At 69.5% G+C, this 19,293-nt stretch carries 19 protein-coding genes; 7 read left to right on the forward strand and 12 right to left on the reverse strand.

Annotated features, from left to right (window positions below; all coding sequences use genetic code 11):
- Nucleotides 1–159 precede the first annotated feature (159 nt).
- Nucleotides 160–912 (reverse strand): Fic family protein, encoded by a 753-nt coding sequence (locus NV348_RS15445; RefSeq protein WP_447147576.1) that lies wholly within the window; start codon nucleotides 910–912, stop codon nucleotides 160–162.
- A 28-nt stretch (nucleotides 913–940) separates the two neighbouring features.
- On the opposite strand from NV348_RS15445, the gene NV348_RS15450 reads away from it, so the two are divergent.
- Nucleotides 941–1,129, forward strand: a complete 189-nt coding sequence (locus NV348_RS15450) for a hypothetical protein (protein WP_447147577.1) — start codon at nucleotides 941–943, stop codon at nucleotides 1,127–1,129.
- Between the two features lie 312 nt (nucleotides 1,130–1,441).
- Here the strand turns inward: NV348_RS15450 and NV348_RS15455 are convergent, their stop codons facing one another.
- From NV348_RS15455 to NV348_RS15475, 5 genes are all read right to left on the reverse strand, one after another.
- The gene (locus tag NV348_RS15455) at nucleotides 1,442–2,188 is read right to left on the reverse strand and encodes an MBL fold metallo-hydrolase (RefSeq protein ID WP_447147578.1); all 747 of its coding nucleotides are present in this window, start codon (nucleotides 2,186–2,188) and stop codon (nucleotides 1,442–1,444) included.
- Between the two features lie 27 nt (nucleotides 2,189–2,215).
- Nucleotides 2,216–2,791, reverse strand: a complete 576-nt coding sequence (locus NV348_RS15460) for a Uma2 family endonuclease (RefSeq protein ID WP_447147579.1) — start codon at nucleotides 2,789–2,791, stop codon at nucleotides 2,216–2,218.
- 69 nt (nucleotides 2,792–2,860) lie between these two features.
- Complete coding sequence (locus NV348_RS15465; protein WP_447147580.1) at nucleotides 2,861–4,876, reverse strand: M13 family metallopeptidase; 2,016 nt, start codon at nucleotides 4,874–4,876, stop codon at nucleotides 2,861–2,863.
- Between the two features lie 77 nt (nucleotides 4,877–4,953).
- Nucleotides 4,954–5,319, reverse strand: a complete 366-nt coding sequence (locus NV348_RS15470) for a DUF397 domain-containing protein (protein ID WP_447147581.1) — start codon at nucleotides 5,317–5,319, stop codon at nucleotides 4,954–4,956.
- Nucleotides 5,320–5,329: 10 nt separating this feature from the next.
- On the reverse strand, nucleotides 5,330–6,181 hold the full coding sequence (locus NV348_RS15475) for a helix-turn-helix domain-containing protein (RefSeq protein ID WP_447147582.1): 852 nt from the start codon (nucleotides 6,179–6,181) through the stop codon (nucleotides 5,330–5,332).
- A 209-nt stretch (nucleotides 6,182–6,390) separates the two neighbouring features.
- Here NV348_RS15475 and NV348_RS15480 point away from each other — a divergent pair, with 209 nt between their 5' ends.
- On the forward strand, nucleotides 6,391–6,918 hold the full coding sequence (locus tag NV348_RS15480; RefSeq protein ID WP_447147583.1) for a hypothetical protein: 528 nt from the start codon (nucleotides 6,391–6,393) through the stop codon (nucleotides 6,916–6,918).
- Between the two features lie 4 nt (nucleotides 6,919–6,922).
- Here NV348_RS15480 and NV348_RS15485 read toward each other — a convergent pair whose 3' ends face one another.
- Nucleotides 6,923–7,699 carry a pirin family protein gene (locus NV348_RS15485; RefSeq protein WP_447147584.1) on the reverse strand — a complete coding sequence of 259 codons (777 nt, stop codon included), beginning with the start codon at nucleotides 7,697–7,699 and terminating at the stop codon, nucleotides 6,923–6,925.
- Nucleotides 7,700–7,864: 165 nt separating this feature from the next.
- On the opposite strand from NV348_RS15485, the gene NV348_RS15490 reads away from it, so the two are divergent.
- Nucleotides 7,865–9,127: an MFS transporter gene (locus NV348_RS15490; RefSeq protein WP_447151053.1), complete on the forward strand. Its 1,263-nt coding sequence runs from the start codon at nucleotides 7,865–7,867 to the stop codon at nucleotides 9,125–9,127.
- On the opposite strand, the gene NV348_RS15495 is transcribed toward NV348_RS15490, so the two are convergent.
- Nucleotides 9,096–9,557 carry a hypothetical protein gene (locus NV348_RS15495; protein ID WP_447147585.1) on the reverse strand — a complete coding sequence of 154 codons (462 nt, stop codon included), beginning with the start codon at nucleotides 9,555–9,557 and terminating at the stop codon, nucleotides 9,096–9,098. The genes NV348_RS15490 and NV348_RS15495 overlap by 32 nt on opposite strands.
- 72 nt (nucleotides 9,558–9,629) lie before the next feature.
- Here NV348_RS15495 and NV348_RS15500 point away from each other — a divergent pair, with 72 nt between their 5' ends.
- Nucleotides 9,630–11,168, forward strand: coding sequence for a DUF4185 domain-containing protein (locus NV348_RS15500; protein WP_447147586.1), 1,539 nt, complete (start codon nucleotides 9,630–9,632; stop codon nucleotides 11,166–11,168).
- Here the strand turns inward: NV348_RS15500 and NV348_RS15505 are convergent, their stop codons facing one another.
- From NV348_RS15505 to NV348_RS15515, 3 genes are read right to left on the reverse strand one after another with little or no spacing between them, the layout of a single operon-like run.
- Nucleotides 11,169–12,026 carry a 5-oxoprolinase subunit C family protein gene (locus NV348_RS15505; protein WP_447147587.1) on the reverse strand — a complete coding sequence of 286 codons (858 nt, stop codon included), beginning with the start codon at nucleotides 12,024–12,026 and terminating at the stop codon, nucleotides 11,169–11,171. It lies immediately after the preceding gene.
- 54 nt (nucleotides 12,027–12,080) lie between these two features.
- Nucleotides 12,081–12,800, reverse strand: a complete 720-nt coding sequence (locus NV348_RS15510) for a 5-oxoprolinase subunit B family protein (RefSeq protein WP_447147588.1) — start codon at nucleotides 12,798–12,800, stop codon at nucleotides 12,081–12,083.
- Nucleotides 12,801–12,814: 14 nt separating this feature from the next.
- A complete protein-coding gene (locus NV348_RS15515; RefSeq protein WP_447147589.1) occupies nucleotides 12,815–13,570 on the reverse strand; it encodes a LamB/YcsF family protein in 756 nt (251 codons plus the stop codon).
- Nucleotides 13,571–13,751: 181 nt separating this feature from the next.
- Between NV348_RS15515 and NV348_RS15520 the strand changes: the two genes are divergently transcribed.
- On the forward strand, nucleotides 13,752–14,567 hold the full coding sequence (locus NV348_RS15520; protein WP_447147590.1) for a hypothetical protein: 816 nt from the start codon (nucleotides 13,752–13,754) through the stop codon (nucleotides 14,565–14,567).
- Here the strand turns inward: NV348_RS15520 and NV348_RS15525 are convergent, their stop codons facing one another.
- Nucleotides 14,568–16,031 (reverse strand): CCA tRNA nucleotidyltransferase, encoded by a 1,464-nt coding sequence (locus tag NV348_RS15525; protein ID WP_447147591.1) that lies wholly within the window; start codon nucleotides 16,029–16,031, stop codon nucleotides 14,568–14,570.
- Between the two features lie 370 nt (nucleotides 16,032–16,401).
- Between NV348_RS15525 and NV348_RS15530 the strand changes: the two genes are divergently transcribed.
- Entirely contained in the window at nucleotides 16,402–16,857 is a 456-nt protein-coding gene (locus tag NV348_RS15530; RefSeq protein ID WP_447151054.1) for an NUDIX hydrolase, read from the forward strand.
- The gene (locus NV348_RS15535; RefSeq protein WP_447147592.1) at nucleotides 16,854–19,283 is read left to right on the forward strand and encodes a DUF6049 family protein; all 2,430 of its coding nucleotides are present in this window, start codon (nucleotides 16,854–16,856) and stop codon (nucleotides 19,281–19,283) included. Before NV348_RS15530 ends, NV348_RS15535 begins: the two co-directional genes overlap by 4 nt.
- Nucleotides 19,284–19,293: the final 10 nt, after the last annotated feature.

Raw genomic sequence — 19,293 nt, forward strand, 5'->3', positions numbered from 1 at the left:
GCAGTCGCAGCAGCAGGTAGCCGAACCGCTTGGCCTGCGTCGAATTGTCGTCTTCGACGAATTCCGTCGGCAGCGAACCGATCCGGTCCAGCTCCGCCTGCTTGTCGACGGTGATCCGCTGCCATGTCCGCTGAGGTCGATTCCCGCTGGTCGACCGCGCTACGAAAGGCCCGCCATGGTGCGGCGGCCGATCGCGGCATCGAGGGCGCCGAGTTCGGCGAAGATGTCGGTGGCCGCCCAGATGCGGTTGCGCTTGGAGTCGGAGACGACTTCGAGGATGCCGCAGTCGATGAGTCGTTCGAGGGCGCGGTAGGTGGCCGAGTCCGTCGTCGCGGTGAGGCGGTTTGCGACCGCGATTGTGAGGATCGGGTGCTCGAGCAGGTTCGCGAGCAGGGCCTCGTCGGCGGAGCCGCCGCGTGGGCGGGCGTGGTCGCGCCAGCGTTGGGGAAGGGCGGCCAGAGCGCGGGCGGAGTCGATGGCGGCCTCGCTGGCATAGACCGCCGCGAGCGCCAGGTACACGACGAACTCATCGGCGGCACCGCCCCGGTAGGCATCCAGCTGCGCGAAATAGCGCGAGGTGTCGGCGAGCATGACCGAGGAGAAGGGAACCGTCACCCGGTCGGTCAGCCCACGTCTGCGCAGAATCGCGCTCACCAGCGCGCGGCCGATCCGGCCGTTGCCGCTGACGAACGGGTGGATCGACACGAACTGCGCGTGCGCGATCGCGGCCTGCACGAGAATCGGCAGGTCACCGCGCGCGACGAAAGCCAGAAGGTCGGCCACCAATTCGGGCACGAGTTCTGGGGGCGGCGGTACATACAGTGCGTTGAGCGGCGTGTAGTCGCTGCCGCCGATCCAGGTCTGCACCGTACGGAAACGACCCGCCTTCTCCCACTCCGGAGCGATCAGCACCCGGTGGGCGCTGAGCAGGCTCGCCTCGGTGATCTGTCCGGTCGCCGCCGCGTCGACCAGGCCCGGCGAGGCTGCGCACAGCGCTTACTTGCGACGCCGCCTCGGCGCGGGTCGTCGCGCCACCGAAGGCTTTGCCGAACGCTCGCCAGCCCGCGTCGATGTGCTCGATGCGCGAGGACGCGACCGCCTCGCCGCGCAGCAGGAATTCGCGCAGTGACGCCGAATACTGGCCCTGGCCCGCTTCGAGATGGGTCACCGCGATCAGCGCGGCTTCACTGGCCGATGTTGTTCGCCTGGAATCGAAGTCGAGATCGGCGATGCGCGGCGGGATGGACACCGGTACCCACTCGGGCGCGGGCCCGGCTCGTGATCCGTCGCGCGCCGTCCAGGGTCGCTGCTCGACGTGATGAGCAGGCCAATTCATGTGCTCTTACTGTACTTTCACTATTGGAAGCGCGACTTGCTCGGCGGCTATCCGCGCTTGTCCGCGGGAACGCCACCAATGAGGCGACTACTCGCTATTGGCATTTCAGGGTTGGACGCCGACCGCGCGGGCGCGAGCGACAGCTTCGGCCACGCCGCCGGCGTAGGGGAGGCCGTGTCCGGGCAGGACCAGATCGGCCGGGACGGACTCGAGTGTGGTGAGTGCGGCCAGTGTGGCCGGGGTGGAGTGATTGAAGAAGCCCGGGAGTAGCTGGGGCCCTTGGATTCTCGAGGTCGGGTGGGCCGTGACCAGGGTGTCGCCGGTGGCGATGGCGCCGGCCGCGGGCAGGTGGAACGCCGAGTGGCCCGAGGTGTGGCCGGGGCAGAGGATCGGGACGGGGTTGCCCGGGAAGTCCAATGCGCCGTCGGTGGGGAAGGGCTGGATATGGGCGACGGTGTTCTTGCGCAAACCACCCGCGGCGGTGATCCGCGCGGCCCACCCGATCGTGCTCCGATCGGTGAGCCGCTTGATCACATCCAGTGGCGTAGCCGACTCATGGCATTCCCCCCGCGCGTGCCGCACCTCGATCGCACTCGTGTACGCGGGAATCCCATAACGCCGATGCAGATGATTCAGCGCACCCACATGATCGAGGTGCGCGTGGGTCAGCAGCACCGCGACGATGTCCTCGGGCCGGTGCCCGAGCTCACCCACCACCTGCTCGATGACCCCGGCATCACCGAGCCAACCGGCGTCGATCAGCGTGAGGTCGCGCCCGTCACGCAACAAGACCATGTTGACGTCGGTTCCCCGGATGGTGAATACCCCATCGCCAACTTGCTGATAGCGCACTGTATCTCCGTCGTCTCGGCTGCGCGATCAGACTATCCGGCTACCCACCAACGCATCGAGATCGACGGTCAGCGGGAACGGGGTGGCCAGCGCGACGGACCCGGTCGCCCGTGGGGTGATGCGGTACTCGCCCTCGTCCAGGGTGTACACGGTCAGACCCACCGATGTGGGATCGAGGATGTCGATGACCCAGTAGTGGCCGATCGCGTTCGCCGCGTACTCACCTGCCTTGATGGCGTAGTCACGCACTGCCGACTCCCCGGAGGTCGCGATCTCGATCGCCACCACGATCTGGTCGGCGCGAACGCGCTGCTGCTCGCCCACCTCGACACCCGCTACGACCACATCGGGAACTCGCCGCGGCGAGCGCCCGATCAGTTCGGCCTCCAGTTCGGCGAACGCTTCCAACCCCGCAGGCAGCTGACTGTCGAGCTGGCCGAGCAGACGCTTGATGGCGCGGCTGTGCGGCGCCGCCGGACGCGCGTTCACGAGCAGGAAACCATCCTCGATCTCGTAGCGATGGGTCGTATCGATCGGCAGCGCGTCGAACTCCGCGGCCGTGATCGGTCGTCTGCCCGCGGTCGACGCCGTCTCCACCATCATCTTCACCTCGTCTTCTCAGCCGCGATGCGTCGAGAGCCCATCATCGCACCTGGTGGGCGGGCCGGGCCGCTACCAGATCGTCACGCGTTCGCCGGGGGCCAGGTAGAGCTGGTCGGCGGTGGTGACGTCGAAGGCTTCGTAGAAGCTGTCGATGTTGCGGACGACGGCGTTGCAGCGGAACTCCGGCGGGGAGTGGGGGTCGACGGCCAGGCGGCGGATGGCCTCCTCGGGGCGGGCCTTGGTGCGCCAAACCTGGGCCCAGCCGTAGAAGACGCGCTGCAAGCCGGTGAGGCCGTCGATGACCGGGGGTTCGGCGCCGTCGAGGGAGATCTTGTAGGCGGCCAGGGCGATCGACAGGCCGCCCAGGTCGCCGATGTTCTCGCCGATGGTGAACTCGCCGTTGACGGTGTGCTCGTCGGCCAGGTCGGCGGGGGAGAGCACGTTGTACTGGTCGATCAGCGCCCTGGTGCGCTTGCCGAACTCGGCGCGGTCGGCGTCGGTCCACCAGTCCTTCATGTTGCCGTCGCCGTCGTACTTGGCGCCCTGATCGTCGAAACCGTGGCCGATCTCGTGGCCGATCACCGCGCCGATGCCGCCGTAGTTGGCGGCGTCGTCGGCGTTCATGTCGAAGAACGGCGGCTGCAGGATCGCGGCCGGGAAGACGATCTCGTTCATGCCCGGGTTGTAGTAGGCGTTGACCGTCTGCGGGGTCATGAACCACTCGCCGCGGTCCACCTCGCCACCCAGCTTGCCCAGGTCGCGGTCGTGATCGGCGGCATAGCCGCGACGGTAGTTGCCGACCAGATCGGCCGGGTCGACCTCGACCGCGGAGTAGTCACGCCAGGTGTCGGGGTAGCCGATCTTGGGGGTGAACTTCTCCAGCTTGGTCAGCGCGGCGGCGCGGGTGTCCGGGCCCATCCACTCCAGGTCGGCGATATTGCGGCGGTAGGCCTCCTGCAGGTTGGCCACCAGCTCGACCATCCGCGCCTTGGCCTGCGGCGGAAAGTGCTTGGCCACATACAGTTTGCCGACAGCCTCGCCGAGCAGCTCCTGCACCAGCGAGACGCCGCGCTTCCAGCGCTCGCGGTTCTCCTGCGCGCCGGTGAGAGTGCGGCCGTAGAAGTCGAAGTTCTCCGCGACGATCTCGTCGGTCAGGAACGGCGCCCTGGCGTGCAGCACCTGCCACACGGCCCAGTCCCGCCAATCCGCCTGCGGCACCGCGGCCCACGCCTGCGCGAAGGCGCGCACATAGTCGGGCTGACGCACCACGAGCTCGGCGAACAGCTCGGCGCCGGTCCGGTCGAGACCGGAGGCGACGGCGTCCACCCAGGCGGCCCAGTCGAATTCGGGGTTCTCGGCGGCCAGGTCGGCGAAAGTGGTGAGGTTGTAGCTCTTCTCGGCATCGCGACGGCGCACCACGTCCCAGTGGCCCGCGGCCAGCGTGCGTTCCAGCTCGAACACGCGGCGGGCGGCATCGGCCGGGTCGGCGGGCACCAGCCCGGCCAGCGCCGGGTCGGCGGCGGCGATGGTGAACATCTTCGCGAGATGGGCCTGGTAGGCGTCGCGGATCTCGGCGAATTCGTCGGAGCGGTAGTACGACTCGTCCGGCAGACCGATGCCCGACTGGGTGGCGTGCACCAGGTAGCGGGTGGAGTCCTTGTCGTCGGTGTCGACGTAGTAGCCCAGGGCGCCGCGCACGCCGGTGCGCTGCAGGCGGCCGAGCAGCGCGGCGAACGCGCTCGGGCTGTCGACCTCGGCGATCTCGCGCAGCTCGGCGGCGACCGGCGCGAAACCGGCCGCGGCCACCGCGTCGGTGTCCATGAAACTCGAGTACAGGTCACCGATCTTGCGGGCGTCGGCGTCGTCGGACGCGTTCGCCGCGCTGTCCTGGATGATCGCCTGCACGTCGAGCTCGGCCTGGTCGTACAACGTCCGGAAGGCACCGTCCACCGCGCGGTCGGCCGGAATCTCGTACTCGGCCAGCCACTGCCCGTTGACGTGCGCGAACAGATCGTCCTGGACGCGCACCTCCTGGTCGCGGAAGGACAGATCGATGCCGGAGGGACTGATCGGATCGGAAGTCACGCGCTCCAGTATGCCGACAACCACCGACGCGTGCGGCGGCCTCGAATCAGCCCGCGCCCACGTACCGGCGCTGGAACTCAGACGCAGACGAACTCGTCGTCGCGGACACCGGCCACGAAGGCCGCCCATTCACCGGCGGTGAAACGGAGCAGTACGTCGTCGTGGCGGAGGGTGGCCGAGCCGTCGGCGGCGATCTGGGCGACCAGCTCGGGGTGGCGGCGGGTGCTGAGCAGACAGTGCAGGAACGCGGTCCACAGGTCGGTCTCGACGGTGATGATCGGCTCGTCGAGGCCGGCGTTCATCGGGTTGCGACGGAATTTGCTGTCACGTATCTGAACGATGTCACCGTCGAAGCGGACCTCGACACACTGGTTACCGTTATTGGAGCGCGACGAAGTGAACCAGCCGTGATCGGCCGGGCGGCGACGAGCGGTGGTGGACATACCCAGAATCTTACACGCTGGCATAGTCGCTGATCAGAGTGAGAGATTCGGTGCGGGAAAGGGATTGCTCCCTGGCCCGCACGTAGGCGAAGCCGAGATCGCGCACCTGCTCGGCATCGTCGACCGGACCACCGAAGACGGCGCTCTCAGCCCACGCGAAGGTAGGTAGCTGATCGCTTGCGAAGTCGATCAGATGGAAGCTGGAACCGCCGAGCACCGCTCCCTCGGGAGCGCTGAACGGGATGACGCGCACATCGACGGAGTCGAGTTCACGCATCAGCTCCACCAGGTGTCGCAGCTGCCCCCGCAGCACCTCGGCGCCGCCGGTCTGCTGGCGCAGGGTGGCCTCGCCGAGCACCGCGGTGAGCTCGAGCGGCTCCGGACCGCGCAGCCGCTGCTGGCGGCGCAGCCGGATCGCGACCAGTTGGTCGACCTGAACCGGCCGGATCATCACATCGGCGCTGATCAGAGCGCGCGCGTAGGCCTCGGTTTGGAGCAGGCCGGGCACGATCAGACTGTCGTAGCTGCGGATACTCTGCGCGCCCGCCTCCATGCCGTAGAGCCGTTGCAGTTCGGGGCCGATCAGCGCCGAGGCCGTCGTCCACCAGCCGCGCTGTTTACTGGCCTCGAGCAGGGCGAGTAGTTCGGTGCGCTCGTCGGCGGTGACATCGAGGACGTCGAGCACCGGTTCGATGGTGGTGCGGGTGAGGACCCGCCTGCCCTTCTCCACGTGCGACCAATTGGCCGGGGTGAAGCCGACCCGGCGGGCGAACCCGGCCGAGTCGAAGCCGCGCTGCTCGCGCAGTTCGCGCAGGCGCAGCACCAGTTCCCAGCGCGCGGCGGTCGGCGAAACGGGGGACATGTCCGAATATGATACGCCGACCGACACGCTAGCTACTGACTATTGTCAGCGTGGTTGTGCGGCACTAGGCTGTATAGAACGGCATTTTTCCCCTATGTACTGCCGTTATGAAAAAGTTTCCCGCTCCACCCGTTCGTGATGAAACGCTCCACCGAAATCGAGCGAATCCACAGCTACATCGAGTCACCGTCGACAGAGACGAGGTCGTGATGAGCACGTCGCGCACAGATGACAAAGGCGGGTATACCGCGGCCGAGGAGTACTCGGCCACCCAGGATGCGCTGGCGCGCTGTCGTCACTACCGCAAGCACAACGGGCTCTACGGCGTGGTCGACTCGGCGCTGGGCCGGATCATGCTGGAGATCGGGGCGGTCGGGGCGGTGGTCATGCCGTCCACGCTGGGGGAGCGGGTGCGCGGCCTGCTGATCGGCCGCGGCCAGCGCTGCGGGCCGATCATCGCCCATCCCCGCTCCGGCCGCTGGACCTTCCTGACCGGCCCCACCGACAATTCCTACCTCGACACCGTGCTGTTCGCCGACCTGTTCCGGGTGTGCGCCTCGGTGGCCCTACCCGGCAGCGAGATCGTGCTGCCCTCGCCGGCCGACGAACGCAGCGGCTACCGCACCTGGATGCAGGAACCCGACGGCGACTACCGGCCCGATTTCGCCCAGATCGTCGCCGCCACCCGCACGAACGCCAGGTCGGCGGCGCTGCTGCGGGCGCCCGGCTCGGCCTGAGTTCCTACTGACCGCCGAGGCGCGCGTGCATCTCCCAGACCAGCACCTCGGCGTCGCCGTGCGGACGCACCAGCTGGCCGCCGGAACGGGTCAACCGGACCGCGTCGCCCTGCGCCAAGGTGCCGACGCCCTCCAGTTCGACCTCGCCACGTGCGACGAAGACATGCAGGTAGGGGGCATCTGGCAGGGTGACGCCCGGGCTGTCCGCGGGCAGCCGGGCGACGTGCATGGCCGCGTGCGAGGAGTTGATCGCGATGGCGGTCCGATCGCGGTACCGGGGTAACCCGGAGGCGACCGTCACCAAGCCGCCGCCCGCGAGTTCGTCATCGATCTCGAGCTGCTGGTAGCCGGGATCGACGCCGGGCTCGTCGGGCACCACCCACATCTGGACGAAATGCACCGGTTCGTCGTGCTCGGGCAGCTTGCCGTCCAGCCGCCACGAGTCGTTCTTCTCCGAGTGCAGGATTCCGGTGCCCGCGCTCATCCGCTGGGCCAGGCCCGGATAGATGATGCCGTTGTGGCCGAGGGAATCCTGGTGCACCAGGCTGCCGCCGAGCACCCAGGTGACGATCTCCATGTCCCGGTGCGGATGGGTGTCGAAGCCCTCGCCGGGCAGCACCACGTCCTCGTTGTTCACCAGTAGCAGCCCGTGATGGGTGTTGTCGGGGTCGTAGTGCTCGCCGAACGAGAACGAGTGTTTGGAATCGAGCCATGAGATCCGGGTCTTCATCCGGTCACCGCCGCGGTGCAGTTCGATCCGCGGTGTCGTCGATGTGGACATACGTTCCTCCTGCTCGCACCCGTACCGCCGACTCAATTCTGGCACCACTATTCTCACGAGGTGTCGACTCATCGTGCTGACGGCTCGAATCCGGCGGATGAGTCACCGGCCTCGCTGCGGCATCTGCTGCGCGAGAGCCGCGGTGTCTTCCGGCGGAATCCGCAGATGCCGCGCCTGGCGCTGCTGCGGCTCGCGGCCCAATTCGGTGACGGGATGTTCCAGGCCGCGCTCTCGGGCGCCATTCTGTTCAACCCCGAACGCGAGACCGATCCGCTGGCGATCGCCGCCGGTTTCGCGGTGCTGCTGCTGCCGTACTCGCTGCTCGGGCCCTACGCCGGCGCGCTGCTCGACCGCTGGGATCGCCGCAATGTGCTGCTGACCGCCAGCGTGGCGCGGGCGGTGCTGATCGGGCTGGCCGCGGTCGGGCTGGCGGCGGGGATCGGCGAGACACCACTGTTGCTGCTGGCGCTGGCGACCGTCGGCATCAGCCGGTTCGTGCTGGCCGGGGTGTCGGCGGCGCTGCCGCGAGTACTCGAACAGCGCTGGCTGGTGCCGATGAACTCGGTGCTCGCGACGGTCGCCTCGGTGTGCGCCGGCGTGGGCGCCGCGGCGGCGGTCGCGGTGATCGCGCTGCTCGGCGCTGGTGATGCCGCGTCGGCGGTCGCGGTGGCACTGAGCGGGATCGGCTCGGTGGTCGGCGCGGTGCTGGCCGTCGGGTTCCGGCGCGGGGTGCTCGGGCCCGAAAGTGGTTCGGCCACTTCGGAGAGCACCGTGCACGCGATCGCCACCGGTCTGCGCACCGGCGCGGTCGCGGTCTGGCGCGCGACGCGGGTGACGACGGCGATGATCGGCATCGGCGCGCACCGCATCGTGTTCGGCATGAACACCCTGATCATGGTGCTTGTCCTGCGCCAGCCCGCAGTCGGCGACGGGATGAGCGGCGGGCTGGTCGGATTCGGCGTCGCGATCGGATTCGCGGCGGCGGGCATGCTGCTGGCCGCGATCCTCGCGCCGGTGCTGATCCCGCGCCTCGGCAGGCCGCGCACGGTGCTGCTCGGGCTGGTGACGGCGGTCGTCGTGCAGCTGACGCTGGTCACCCCGATCGCGCTGGCGACCGGCGCGGCCGTCGACAACGCGCACCGCCTGCTGCTGGCCGGCGCCTTCGGGCTCGGCCTGGCGGGCCAGACGATCAAACTGACCGGCGACGCGAGCATGCAGATCGACATCGACGACGATCGGCGCGGCCAGGTATTCGCCCTGCAGGACACCGTTTTCAACATCACCTTCGTGCTCGCGATCGCGGTGACCGCGCTGGTGATCCCGGCCGACGGCCGCTCGATCGGCGTCGTGCTCGCCGGCGCGGCCGTCTACGTGCTCGGGATCGTGGCGATCGCGCTCAATTCCCGTCGAGCCACGGCGGGCGGCTGAGCGCACCGGCCGGTTCCTGGGCCAGCACCGCCCGGTGGTCGACCGCGAACAGCGGGATATCCGGCAGCAGGTCCGCGTGCGCCGACGGTGGCACGGCGTTCAGCGCCGGGTCGGTGCGTTCGACCCAGGGCAGTTGTTCCTGCTCGGCGCTCTCGACCGCGCCGGTGACCTGGTGCGACCAGGTGCCGTCGCGGGCCGGGTCGGTGAAGAAGTGGTCGAGGACGCCGTCGTCGTCCAGATCCAGGGCGGCGATATCGGCGGCGCCGTCTCGATCGGAGTCCCACAGCGCGTCGTCGATGCCGGTGTCACCGTCGAAGTCGAGCCATAGCGCGTCGGCGACGCCGGTTTCGGCCAGGGCCAGCTCGGCCCGCCCCGACCAGTGGTGCACGATGCCGTCGCCGGTTCCGAAGACGTACTCGATGTCGTTCACATAGAGGTTGGACGCGCCGTGACGCCGTTCGGTTCCGGATAATTCGAACTACATCAGTGGTATTTGTTGGGCATGCGCACAACGCTGGTACCGCACGGTTCTACCGCACTCGGTGCGCTGCTGGCCGTAGTGCTCGCCGCCCCCGCGCTGGCCACGCCGTTCCCTTGGACACCGCCGCCCGTGAATATCTGTGGCGAAACGGGATTCGACCCGCTCAACCGGCTGCCCGATCCCGCCGCACCCCCACCGCCGATCATCGCGCCCAGCATCGATATCCCGGTCATCGTGCCGGAGCTGACACCGGTGCCGCTGCCCGATCCACCGCACGACAACACCCGCGTCGCGCAGGCGCCGCTGCCGTCGAACCCGTGCCGAAATCCGTGTCCCGAGGTCAGGGACACGCCCGAACCCGACGACGGAATCGACGAGCCGGAGGGCCCGTCGACGGGATCGGGGTCGGGGTCGGCGATCTCGCTGCCGCGCATCAGGATCAAGCCCGAGATCGAGCCCATCCCGATCCCGGTGCCGGGAGGTGAGGGCGAGCCGCCGCAGGGAGCACCCGAACCCGTGGTGCGGCCGGTCGAACCGGGGCCGACGCGGCCGGCGGTCGCGGCGCCGACGGTGGAATCGGTGCGGCTCGTCGAGCAGGTCACCGGGCACGGGTCGAGCAATCGGACCGATATGCGCTGGCAGGTCGACGGCACCGACCTCGGCCTGTTCTGGGAGACCGAACCGGGCAAGGTGGCCATGGTGTTCGGCGACACCTTCGGCGAGGGCTGGACCTACGGCGGCGCGGGCGCCGACACCGCCGACTGGCGATCCAATGTGCTGGCCTACAGCACCGACCGCAACCTCGACGACGGCCTGGTCATCGATTCGATGGTGCAGGACAGCCCGTGCCACGCCGCCGAACTGCTCGGCAGCCGCAAGATCAGGAACTGGGAGACCACCACCATCCCCACCTCGGGGTTCGCTATCGGGAAACGCCAGTTCCTGAGCTACATGTCGGTCAACCACTGGTCGAGGGTGCCCGGCATGTGGCTGACGAACTACGGCGGGCTGGCGTATTCCGACGACGGCGGACAGACCTGGACCAAGGATCAGCATGCCCGCTGGGAGAACATGTTCGGCGTCGGCCGGTTCCAGGTGGCCGCGATGGTGCCGCGCGGCGACTACGTCTACATGTTCGGCACGCCCAATGGGCGGATCGGCGTGATCGGCCTGGCCAGGGTACGCAAGGACGACGTCCTCAACAAGACGGCCTACCAGTACTGGGTGGACGGCAACTGGGCGCCCGCCATGGAGAATTCGGCGACGCCATTGGTACTCGGCATGGCCAGCGAACTGTCGGTGCGGTTCGACGAGGAGAGCGAGCAGTGGCAGATGGTCTACCTCGACCCCGCCGCGAACCAGATCGTGTTGCGTACCGCGGCACAACCGCAGGGGGCGTGGACCGCGACGGTGCCGCTGGTCTCCACCGCGGACTATCCCAAGGCCTACGGCGGGTTCATCCACCCGTGGTCGACCGCGCGTGACCTGTATTTCACGATGTCGGCGTGGGACAGCTACAACGTGTATCTGATGCACGCGCGGCTGAATCCGCCGCGGTGATCAGGGCGCGGGCACGAACCGTAGTCGCTCGCCGGGCCGCGCCTGGGCCACCCGGTCCACATCCGCGTCGAGCACCACGGCGATGACCGGATACCCACCGGTGATCGGGTGATCGGCGAGGAAGACGACCGGCTGACCGCTCGGCGGCACCTGGACCGAGCCGAGCGCGACCCCCTCCGCGGGTAACTCGCGTGTGATCGCGCGCACCAGCGGCGGGCCGTCGGCGCGATCCAAGCGCGCGCCGACGCGATCGGTATCGGTGGAGACCACCCAGGAACCGTGGAACAGCTCGGCGGGATCGGTGAACCAGTCCGCACGCGGGCCGGGCAGCGCCCGCACGGTCAGGAGTTCCGGCCGCCCCGGCACCGGCGCGAACTCGACGGTCGGCAGGGTGCGCGGAGGCGGACCGACCGGGAGCTGCGCGCCGACCCGCAACGGCTCGGGACCGATGCCCGACAGGGTGTCGCGACTGCGCGAACCGAGGACCTTGGGCACGTCGATGCCGCCGCGCACGGCCACGTAGCTGCGCAGACCGGACAGGGCGAAGCCGAGCCGCAGCACCTCGCCTTCCACCAGCTCGAGCACGCTGGCATGTCCGACCGGGGTGCCGTCGACGGTCGCCGGGGCCGGGGCACCGGTGACCGCGACGGTGAGATGGGCGTCGGCACGCAGGGCGAGGCCACCGAGCAGCACCTCGATGGCGGCCAGGTCCTCCGGATTGCCGACCAGCCGGTTCGCCAGGCGCAGCGAGGCGCGGTCGGCGGCTCCCGCCTGACCCACCCCCGAGTCGAACCAGCCGGGTCGCCCCAGGTCCTGGACCGTCGCGAGCGGCCCCACCCGCTCGATGAAGATCAGCATGCGATCACTCCCCGATTCGCTGTCGAGGCGGCGCATCGTTGAGCAGCCCTGGTGTTATGCCTTGTGTCCGTCGGCCGCCGTGTCGACGAACCGTACCGCCGTCCCCGCCCGCACCAGCGCGGGCGGATCACGGTCGACCACCCACATCCGCAGATCGGTACTGCCGATCACTTGCCATCCACCCGGCGTGCCACGCGGGTACACCGCCGAATAGCCGCCCGCCAGCGCCACCGCGCCGGGCGGGATCGCGGTACGGGCCTGGGCTCGGCGCGGCACGGCCAATCGCCCGTCGGGCGAGGTCAGGTAGCCGAAGCCGGGCGCGAAACCGACGAACGCGCACCACCAGACCGTCCCGGTGTGCGCCGCGATCACCTCGGGCACCGACAACCCGAGCAGATCGGCGACCTCGGGCAGATCGGCGCCGTCGTAGCGGACCGGGATCTCCACCACGTCGTCGGGAATCTCGCTGTCCGGCACTGTTCCACGGGAAACATCGGGCGAATCCGGCTGCGGTGGTTCGCGATCCAGCCGGTCGAGCAGCGCGACCAGCTCGCGCCGCACCTGGACGCCGTAGCTCACCGAATGCATTGTCACCAGCACGGTTTCCGCAGCGGGCAGCACATCCTGGACGCCCGCGATGGCGTGTACCCGCAGGGCCGAGGCGAGGCGCTGCACCGGGCGTGGATCGTCGAGGGTGATGAGCATGGCGCGGTCGCCCGCGGGACGGATGCGCGCGTTCCAGTCGTTCGCCGGGTCTCTCGTTGCCTCGTCCATCCTGCCTCCCACCCTCAGCCGAACGGCTCCACCGGTATTCCGGCGTCGTCGAGCGCCCGTCGAATCCGGCGGGCCATCTCCACGGCGGCGGGGGAATCGCCGTGCACGCACACACTCGCCACGGACACGGCGACCGTACCGGGACCGTCTACGGTACGCGCGGTGCCCGACAGCGCAAGAGAAACCGCCTGTGCCACGGCCTCATCGGGCGACAGCACCGCGCCGGCAACTCCGCGCGGCGCCAGCGTGCCCGTCGCGGTGTAGCCGCGATCGGCGAAACCCTCGCCGACGAACCGCGCGCCCACCCGATCGGCGGCCCGCTCCAGCTCGGTACCCGCCGGTCCGAGCAGGGCGAGCCCGGTGTCGGACTCGGCCACCGCGGCCAGCACGGCGTCGGCGAGCAGCCGATCCCGGGCCGCGGCGTGATAGAGCGCGCCGTGCGGCTTGACGTAGCGCACCCGGTCACCGGCCGCGCGGGCGAAGGCCGCCAGCGCGCCGATCTGGTACAGCATCTCGTCGCGCAGGTCGGCCGGGGCGATGGCGATATCGCGGCGGCCGAAGCCGACCAGGTCGCGATAGCCGACGTGGGCGCCGATCCGCACGCCCTTGGCGACCGCGAGTTCACAGGTCCGACGCATGATGGACGGGTCACCCGCGTGGAAACCGCAGGCGATGTTGGCGCTGGTGACGATGTCGAGCATCGCCACGTCGTCGCCCATCCGCCACGGGCCGAAGCCCTCGCCCAGATCGCTGTTCAGGTCCAGCGGCACGTGCTGCCCTCCGGTATCCGCGCGTCATTCCCCGGTGAGTACCCCGGGCGATTCGAGCATGAACGACCCCGTTCGCGCCGTCGTCACCGGGGCACAGTTCCGTATCTCCCGGTTGTGACGCCGCCCCAACACGCCGCTGACCATGGCCGCGGCGCCCCCGGCCAAGTACGCTCGGACCATCATGGCCACGTATTTCGATCCGAAGTCCTGGTCACTGTCGGGCGCTGTCGATCTGGGCAAACGCCTGCTCGACCCGTCATGGATCGACCAGTGGCTCGGCTTCACCACCTCCTGGGCCGACCCCGTCGCCGACCTGGGCTCCGGCACCGTGACCGCGCTCATGCCCGACGTGCTGATGACCGTGCTCAGCGAGGGCATCCTCAGCCGATTCGGCGGCCAGGAAGTCAGCGCCACCCTGCTCGGGCACGACCTCACCGCCACCCTCGACGTGTTCAAGGTGCGCAGGCGCGGCGCCCATTTCCAGAGCAAGACCGTGCTGTCGGACCTGGTCTGGGACTCGCATCCGTTCGACGCCGTCACCGTCATCGCGCACGGTGTCCGGCTGATTCCCGGTGTGCCGACCAAGATCCGGGTCCAGCAGCTCGATATCGAGGGCACCATCGGGATCGGCGCCCTGGTCGAGTGGGTGGACGCGCAGAATCTCGACTGGCGGGTCCACCTGGACGAACGCGGCCGCATCGTCGCCACCCACCGCACCCGCAAGATGCGCGCCCTGGTCGACGCGCAGGTCTACGACAACCTGCTCACCATCGACATCCGCAAGGCCAGCTGGCACGGCATCCGGCTGCCGAGGCGCGCGGTGCCCGCCCCCGCGCTGCTGCTCGACGATCTGCCCAACCGGGCGAGCATCACCTACGCGCACCGCCGCGGCGACAAGGTGCGCTTCCGGATCGAACTGCCCGAGACCACCGGTTCGTTCGACCTCGCGCAGATCCGCGCGGCCATCGTCGCCGGGACGACGCTGATCGTCTTCTGATCAGGCGTTCTCGGTGGCCCACCACTCCAGCAGCGCGGCCTCGGCTTCCTCGCGGGTCATCGGACCACGGTCCAGCCGCAGGTCCTTGAGGAACTTCCACGCCTTGCCGACCTGCGGACCCGGCGACAGGCCGAGCAGTTCCATGATGGAGTTGCCGTCCAGGTCGGGCCGCACCCGCGCCAGGTCCTCCTGCTCCCTGAGCTTGGCGATGCGCTCCTCGAGCTCGTCGTAGGTGGCGCGCAGGGCCGCGGCGCGGCGCTTGTTGCGGGTGGTGCAGTCGGCGCGGACCAGCTTGTGCAGGCGATCGAGCAGGTCGTCGGCGTCGGTGACGTAGCGGCGCACCGCCGAGTCGGTCCACTGGCCCTTGCCGTACCCGTGGAAGCGCAGGTGCAGGAACACCAGGCGCGCAACCTCTTCGGTGAACGCCTTCGGATACTTCAGGGCGCGCAGGCGCTTGCGCACCATCTTCGCGCCGACCACCTCGTGGTGGTGGAAGCTCACGCCGCCGCCGGGCTCGTTGCGTTTGGTGTCGGGCTTGCCGATGTCGTGCAGCAGCGCGGCCCAGCGCAGCACCAGGTCGGGGTCGCCCTCCTCCTGGTCGATCGCCTGCGAGAGCACGGTCAGCGAGTGCTGATAGACGTCCTTGTGCTGGTGGTGCTCGTCGATCTCGAGCTTCATGGCGGGCACCTCGGGCAGCACGCGCTGCGCCAGACCGGTGTCGCACATGAGGTTGATGCCGTCGATCGGATGCGCGGCGCCGATCAGCTTGTCGAGTTCGGTGCGCACCCGCTCGGCGGTGATCCGATCGATCTGCTCGGCCATGTCCTCGATCGCCGCGCGCACCCGCGGCGCCACGTCGAAACCGAGCTGGGCGACGAAACGGGCGGCGCGCAGCATCCGCAGCGGGTCGTCGTCGAACGAATCCTGCGGCGCGGCAGGCGTATCGAGCACACCGTCGAGCAGGGCGTCGAGACCGTCGAGCGGGTCGACGAATTCGAGCGAGCCGTCGGCGGCGATCTTCACCGCCATCGCGTTGACCGTGAAATCGCGGCGGACCAGGTCGCCCTCGAGGGTGTCACCGAAGGTGACCTCGGGATTGCGCGAGACCCGGTCGTAGGTGTCGGCGCGGAAGGTGGTGATCTCGAGCTGCTGGTCGTCCTTGGCCGCGCTCACCGTGCCGAAGGCCAGGCCGCCGGTGTCCCACAGGTGATCGGCCCAGCCGCGCATCAGCTCCTGCACGACCTCGGGACGGGCATCGGTGGTGAAATCCAGATCGTTGCCCAGCCGCCCGAGCACCGCGTCGCGGACACTGCCGCCGACAAGGTAAAGGGAATGCCCGCGCTCGGCGAACCTCTCGCCCAGCGGTGTCAGCACATCCGATAGCTGCCCCAGTGTCACCGCCGCCGCGGCCAGCAGCCGCGCACGCCGATCGGCCACAGCATCAGGGACAACGTTGGAAGACACGAACAGCCAGCCTACCGGGGTCGCCGCCCACACAGTCAGCTGGCATTCGCCACCACTGATCACACGAGAACATGGGTAACTCCCCGGCCACCTCCCAGCCGCTCCGCACCAACGCGGGACCGACTGCCGACAACCGAGCTACCGGACGACACGCAGAATTCGCGGGGAGGCGGGGCAGCGACACGCAGAATTCGCGGGGAGGCGGGCAGCGACACGCAGAATTCGCGGGGAGGCGGGGCAGCGAGACGCAGAATTCGCGGGGAGGCGGGCCAGCTAAGCTGGCGGGGTGTCTCCTCCGGCCGATCGCGCGAACAGTCGACGCCGCCAGCCGCGGCGGCGCGGTTCGGCGAGCAATGCCGGCAAACCGCGCATGCGCACGGTGCGCGAGACCTCCGCGGGTGGCCTGGTCGTCGACGGGCTCGACGGCCCGCGTGAGCAGCGCTGCGCCGCGCTGATCGGGCGCACCGATCGCCGGGGCAGGCTGCTGTGGTCGCTGCCCAAAGGGCATATCGAAGCGGGCGAGACCTCCGAGCAGACCGCCATCCGCGAGGTCGCCGAGGAGACCGGAATCAACGGCGAAGTGGTCGCCGAACTGGGCAGTATCGATTACTGGTTCGTGACCGAGGGCAGGCGGGTACACAAGACCGTGCACCATTTCCTGCTGCGCTCGCTCGGCGGTGAACTGTCCGACGCCGACGTGGAAGTCACCCAGGTTGCGTGGGTTCCGTTGAGCGAGTTGGATTCCCGATTGGCCTACGCCGACGAACGGCGGCTGGCCGAAGTGGCGAATCGAATGATCGACCGGATGGAGACCGGCAAGCGATGACGGGTGGACTGTTCCGGCTGATCACGGCGGTCCTGACCATCTTGGGTTCGGTGACGCTTCTGCCTTCGGTCGCGCACGCGCAACCGAACGGGTCGGGCACGAGCACACCGAAATTCCTCAAGCTGACGCTGGACGCTGTCGCGCCGGGCACGGTCACGACCAGCAGCGATCCGATGCTGACGGTGTCGGGCACGGTCACCAATATCGGCGACCGCGTCGTCGACGACGTGAGCGTACGGATCCAGCGGGCCGCGCCGGTGCAGTCCCCGAGCGGACTGCGCAGTTCGCTGCGGCTCGATCAGGTGAACTACGAGGTCACCGGGCCGTTCCAGGATGTGGCCGAGCGGTTGAGTCCCGGTCAGCGCAAGCAGTTCTCGGTGCGCATCGCCTTGCGCGCCGGGGGCGACGGCGCCTCGCTGGGGCTGACCGATCCCGGGGTGTATCCGCTGCTGCTCAATGTCAACGGGGAACCCGCCTACGGCACCCAGGCCCGGCTCGACGACGCCCGCTTCCTGCTGCCGGTGCTCGGCCTGCCCGGCGCCGGGGACGACGCGACCGGCGCGGCGAGTGAGCCGGTGCCCCCGCCCGCCGATGCGTCGCCGGTGGCCACCACGCTGATCTGGCCGCTGGCCGATCGGCCGCGCATGGTCGCGGGCAAACCGGGCTCGGTCAACGGGCAGCCGGAGCTGCTCGACGACGAGCTGGCCGTCTCCGTCGGCAAGGGCGGACGGCTCGAGCAGCTGGTCGCCGCGCTGGAATCGGTCGCGCCGGGGCCCGGTCGCGAACGCGGCGTGGCGAGTTCGGTGTGTATCGCCATCGACCCCGATCTGGTCTCGACCGTGCAGACGATGACGCGCGGCTACCGCGTGCTGGCCAGCCCGTCCGATCCGAGTGGCGCGACCAGGGAGGGGACCGGCGCGGCGAGCGCGCAGGCCTGGCTCGACCGGCTGCGCACGCTGGCCGGATCGATGTGCACGGTCGCGTTGCCGTTCGCACAGGTCGACGTGTCGGCGCTGGCCGCGGTGAACGACCCCAGCCTGTCCGCGCGTGCGCTCACCGCGCCCGCCGACGTGGTCGACGCGATCCTGGGCACCCGCTCGCTGCGCGGGGTCAGCCTGCCCGATTCCGGCAGCATCGACGATCCGGCCGGGCAACTGCTGCGCGGCCACGGCTACGGGACGGCGGTCCTGGCGAGCACGGCGGTGTCGACCGACGGTGCGGGCGGCGATACCGAGAACGCGCTGACCTCGGCGCCGGTGACCTTGGAGCCGGGCGTGGTCGTCGGTGGGGAGCAGGCGGCGCCGGACGTCGTCCGGGTGCCGACCGTGAGCGTCGAACCGCCCGCGGGCGGGCCGGCGGGCACCGATCCCGCGCTGCGCGTCACCACCTTCGACATCTGGTCGGCGACCGCGCTGGCCGCCGTCGGCTCGAATCCGCCGACGCCGTCGTTCACGCCGTCGAAGGTGCGCTTCGACGTCACCAACGACTCGCGCGCGGCGCGGCTGCAGGACGCGCTCGGCGCGATCGCCTGGTCGGCGCTGAACCCGTCACCGGAACGACCGCGCTCGCAGCTGCTCATGCCGCCGCAGCAGTGGGGCGCCAACCGGGAAGAGGGCATCGCGCTGCTCAAGCAGGTCGAACTGCTGACCCGCAACAACCTCGCGAGCCCGCGCGGTTTCGCCGAGCTCGTCGCGCAGGCGCCCGATCCGCGTCCGTACGCGCTGGAATACCTGCCGCGCGCGGCCCAGGACGCGGCGCCGGAGCGGTTCGTACCGCCGGTCCACGCCCAGGGCGCCCGGATCACCGAGCTGATGCGGGCGCTGGTCGAGCTGCCGGAATCCGAGCTCACCCCGCATGCCTTCCTGACCCCGGCCCGCGAGGACCTGCTGCGCGCGCTCAGCCTGTCCGACCGCAGGGCCGACGACGACACGCTCGCCGATCTGCACGCCCAGCGCCGCATCGATCAGGTCACCAAGGAACTCGACACCATGTTCTCGTCGGTGTCGGTGCTGCCGCCGGGTGGGGTGTACACGCTGGCCTCCGAGCAGAGCCCGTTGCTGCTGGTCGCCCGCAACGAACTGCCGGTCGCCATCCGGGTGCAGTTCCGGATCGAGGCACCCGCCGAGACGAACATCACCGATATCGGCGAACAGCTGCTTCCGCCCTCCGGTACCCGGTCGTTCCAGATTCCGACCGAGGTGAGCGACAGCCGTAAGCTGGTGATTCCGATTTCCCTTACCACGCCGGACGGCGTAGCGCTAGGGGAGCCGACCTCGGTCTCGGTACGTTCGAACGCCTACGGACAGGCCTTGGCCATAATTACGGCATGTGCCGGAATATTGCTGTTGCTGTTGGCCGGGCGCCGGCTCCTGCGCCGGTTCCGTGGGCAGCCCGACCCCGCCGACGAGGGGTTCGAACGGCAGTGAATGCCCACGC

The sequence above is a fragment of the Nocardia fodinahabitans genome (genome assembly GCF_052983615.1).

Bases quoted from the DNA above. Each gene is read 5' to 3' on its own strand.
- NV348_RS15485 (WP_447147584.1), bottom strand. From the start codon at position 7,699: ATGTCCACATCGACGACACCGCGGATCGAACTGCACCGCGGCGGTGAC.
- NV348_RS15460 (WP_447147579.1), bottom strand. From the start codon at position 2,791: ATGATGGTGGAGACGGCGTCGACCGCGGGCAGACGACCGATCACGGCC.
- NV348_RS15480 (WP_447147583.1), top strand. From the start codon at position 6,391: ATGAGCACGTCGCGCACAGATGACAAAGGCGGGTATACCGCGGCCGAG.
- NV348_RS15475 (WP_447147582.1), bottom strand. From the start codon at position 6,181: ATGTCCCCCGTTTCGCCGACCGCCGCGCGCTGGGAACTGGTGCTGCGC.
- NV348_RS15520 (WP_447147590.1), top strand. From the start codon at position 13,752: ATGGCCACGTATTTCGATCCGAAGTCCTGGTCACTGTCGGGCGCTGTC.
- NV348_RS15500 (WP_447147586.1), top strand. From the start codon at position 9,630: ATGCGCACAACGCTGGTACCGCACGGTTCTACCGCACTCGGTGCGCTG.
- NV348_RS15530 (WP_447151054.1), top strand. From the start codon at position 16,402: ATGCGCACGGTGCGCGAGACCTCCGCGGGTGGCCTGGTCGTCGACGGG.
- NV348_RS15490 (WP_447151053.1), top strand. From the start codon at position 7,865: ATGCCGCGCCTGGCGCTGCTGCGGCTCGCGGCCCAATTCGGTGACGGG.
- NV348_RS15535 (WP_447147592.1), top strand. From the start codon at position 16,854: ATGACGGGTGGACTGTTCCGGCTGATCACGGCGGTCCTGACCATCTTG.
- NV348_RS15505 (WP_447147587.1), bottom strand. From the start codon at position 12,026: ATGCTGATCTTCATCGAGCGGGTGGGGCCGCTCGCGACGGTCCAGGAC.
- NV348_RS15470 (WP_447147581.1), bottom strand. From the start codon at position 5,319: ATGTCCACCACCGCTCGTCGCCGCCCGGCCGATCACGGCTGGTTCACT.
- NV348_RS15510 (WP_447147588.1), bottom strand. From the start codon at position 12,800: ATGGACGAGGCAACGAGAGACCCGGCGAACGACTGGAACGCGCGCATC.